Genomic DNA, 3,325 nt, shown 5'->3' with positions numbered 1-3,325 from the left:
TCGCCACAGAAGCTGAACAAACGACACAGAATTTTTTGGATAAGAAGACCAGCATGCGCACACTCAAGATCGAACCGTTGACCAAAGAAGCCTTCGCCCCGTTCGGTGACGTGATCGAAACCGACGGCAGCGATCACTTCATGATCAACAACGGTTCGACCATGCGCTTCCATCGCCTGGCGACGGTTGAAACCGCCGAGCCGGACGACAAGGCGATCATCAGCATCTTCCGCGCCGATGCGCTGGACATGCCGTTGACCGTGCGCATGCTGGAGCGCCATCCGCTGGGCAGCCAGGCGTTTATTCCGCTGCTCGGCAACCCCTTTCTGATCGTGGTCGCGCCACTTGGCGATGTACCTGTATCAGGTTTGGCCCGCGCCTTCGTCACCAACGGCAGGCAGGGCATCAATTACCATCGCGGCGTCTGGCACCACCCGGTGCTGACGATCGAAAAGCGGGATGACTTCCTGGTGGTTGATCGCAGTGGCACAGGCAATAACTGCGATGAGCATTTCTTCAAAGAGGATGATTTTTTGATCCTCGCCCCCCACCAATAAGAGAAGCGTCCGATCACGCGAAAACAAGCGTGACGGGCGAGAGGTAAAGACTGTGGAAGCACATATGCTGGAATGGCTGAACCTGAGTGTGCGCTGGGTTCATATGATCACTGGCGTGGCCTGGATCGGCGCGTCGTTCTACTTCGTCTGGCTGGAAAACAACCTCAATCGCGTCAACCCCAAAAGCGGTCTGGCCGGTGATTTGTGGGCCATCCACGGTGGCGGCATCTACCACCTGGAGAAATACAAACTCGCGCCGCCGTCCATGCCGGACAATCTGCACTGGTTCAAATGGGAAGCCTACTTCACCTGGATGTCGGGCGTCGCCCTGCTGTGCCTGGTGTTTTATTGGAACCCGACCCTGTACCTGCTGGCACCGGGCAGCAGCCTGAGCGGGGCCGAAGGCGTCGCCCTGGGCATCGGCTCGTTGTTCGTCGGCTGGTTCGTGTATTCCTTTCTCTGCGACTCGGCCCTGGGCAAACGCCCTGCCCTGCTCGGCCTGATCCTGTTCGTGCTGTTGATCGCCGCGGCCTACGGGTTCAGCCAGGTGTTCAGCGGTCGCGGTGCCTACCTGCATGTCGGGGCAGTCATCGGGACGATCATGGTCGGCAACGTGTTCCGCATCATCATGCCGGCCCAACGCGCGCTGGTGGCAGCCATTGCCGAGAACCGCACGCCGGATCCGGCACTGCCGGCCAAGGGCCTGTTGCGTTCGCGCCACAACAACTACTTCACCCTGCCGGTGCTGTTCATCATGATCAGCAACCATTTCCCAAGCACCTATGGCAGCCAGTACAACTGGTTGATCCTGGCCGGAATCGCCGTGGCGGCGGTGTTGGTGCGGCACTATTTCAATACCCGCCACGACAGCAACAAGTATGCCTGGACGCTGCCGGTCGGCGCGCTGGCGATGATCTGCCTGGCTTATGTCACGGGTCCAAAACCCATGGCCACAGCGCCGGAAGTCGCCAAAACCCCTGGTGTGATCGAGTACCAACCGTTGCCGGAAACGGCAGTGGGCGGCGGCGCGAAACCGGCAACGCCCGCGGCCGCACCGGCATCGACGCCGGCCCAGGCCGCCAATGCCCAAGGTCCTTCCTTCGAGAAGGTCCATAGCGTGATTCAGGAGCGCTGCTCGGTCTGCCATTCGGCCAAACCCACCAGCCCGTTGTTCAGCGCCGCGCCGGGCGGGGTGATGTTCGATACCCCGCAACAGATCCAGCAACAAGCCGCGCGCATCCAGGCCCAGGCCGTGGCGACGCAGATCATGCCTCTGGGCAATATCACCCAGATGACCCAACAGGAACGCGACCTGATCGGCGCGTGGATCACCCAGGGGGCGCGGACCAACTGAGTCCCGCCGACATCAAACCTGACATCACCCGCTACACGTAATACCGCTGACAGGCAGACCGGCACACCACCGGTCGCCCGTCAGCGACTGCCTGCGCCTCAACAATAAAAACAAGAGGAAAGCATCAGATGACCCAGCCCCGCCATCACGCCCCAAATTTGCCACGAATGCGCCGTTGCGGGGCACTTGAGCCCATGAATGCAGGGCCGTATCCTGCGCGGCCGTTTGAATCCGGTACCGCATAAAACCAGCAGATCCTGACCGATACGCCAACTATTGCAGTGTTGGCAGATATCGGCTCCCGCTGAACACACTTTTTCGACCGCTTCACACCACTGAACAAGCCATTTTTCCGATTTATCCCGGTCTTGGCTCAGCTCTTGCTGTCAGCGCTTGTCACAAACAAAAAGCTGACCGAACGGATGTTTTTTCCGTAGAAAAAAGCGCCACACCAGAGCGCTGATCTTAAAAAAAAAGCAGTACCACTTACCTTTGGGAGCAAACCGAATGAAACATACGTGTACCAGCCTGATACTTGCGGGATCTTTGCTGACCGCCGGCCAAGCGATGGCCGACGACCTGTTCCAATGGCAGAACAACAGCCTGACCTACCTCTATGGCAAGGATTTCCAGGTCAACCCGCGCATCCAGCAAACCGTGACCTTCGAGCACGCCGATGCCTGGAAATATGGCGACAACTTCTTCTTCCTCGACCGGATCTTCTACAACGGCCAGGACGACAGCAATTCCGGCCCGAACACCTACTACGGTGAGTTCAGCCCACGCCTGTCGTTCGGCAAAATCTTCGACCAGAAGCTGGAACTGGGTCCGATCAAAGATGTGTTGCTGGCCATGACCTATGAGTTTGGTGAGGGCGACAACGAGTCCTACCTGATCGGTCCGGGCTTCGACCTGGCGATCCCCGGTTTCGATTACTTCCAGTTGAATTTCTACAACCGCCAGACCGAAGGTCCGCGCGCTGGCGACAACGTCTGGCAGATCACACCGACCTGGGCCTACACCCTCCCGGTGGGCTCATCCGACATCCTGATCGACGGCTTCATCGACTGGGTGGTGGACAACGACAGCAATTCCAAAGGCACCTACCACGCCAACCTGCACATCAACCCGCAGATCAAATATGACTTGGGCAAGGCACTGAAGCTGGGCGCCAAACAGTTGTATGTGGGTGTGGAATACGACTACTGGAAGAACAAATACGGGATCAAAGACAACGAAGGCTTCAAGACCGATCAGAGCAATACCAGCTTCTTGCTCAAGTATCACTTCTGATTGATTCACCTGAACTCTGGAAACACAAGGATCCAGGTGGGAGCGTGCTTGCTCGCGATGGCGGTGGGTCAGGCTAAATAGCTGTTGGATATGCCGCCGTCATCGCGAGCAGGCTCGCTCC

The 3,325-nt window shown here is 58.3% G+C and carries 3 protein-coding genes; all 3 read left to right on the top strand.

All coding sequences use genetic code 11. The features are described 5' to 3' along the window. Nucleotides 1-53: 53 nt before the first annotated feature. The 3 genes from HU811_RS26020 (at nucleotide 54) to HU811_RS26010 (ending at nucleotide 3,204) form a co-directional block, all read left to right on the top strand. Nucleotides 54-557 carry an ureidoglycolate lyase gene (locus tag HU811_RS26020; RefSeq protein ID WP_186658933.1) on the top strand — a complete coding sequence of 168 codons (504 nt, stop codon included), beginning with the start codon at nucleotides 54-56 and terminating at the stop codon, nucleotides 555-557. A gap of 52 nt (nucleotides 558-609) precedes the next feature. After that, nucleotides 610-1,911 (top strand): urate hydroxylase PuuD, encoded by a 1,302-nt coding sequence (locus HU811_RS26015; RefSeq protein ID WP_186658931.1) that lies wholly within the window; start codon nucleotides 610-612, stop codon nucleotides 1,909-1,911. Nucleotides 1,912-2,418: 507 nt separating this feature from the next. Continuing rightward, nucleotides 2,419-3,204 (top strand): outer membrane protein OmpK, encoded by a 786-nt coding sequence (locus tag HU811_RS26010; RefSeq protein ID WP_186658929.1) that lies wholly within the window; start codon nucleotides 2,419-2,421, stop codon nucleotides 3,202-3,204. Nucleotides 3,205-3,325 lie beyond the last annotated feature (121 nt).

Origin of the sequence: Pseudomonas tehranensis (assembly GCF_014268615.1) — a bacterium.
Taxonomy (GTDB): domain Bacteria; phylum Pseudomonadota; class Gammaproteobacteria; order Pseudomonadales; family Pseudomonadaceae; genus Aquipseudomonas; species Aquipseudomonas tehranensis.
Note: the sequence above shows the minus strand (reverse complement) of the source record. Positions and strands in the feature narration are given on the sequence as shown.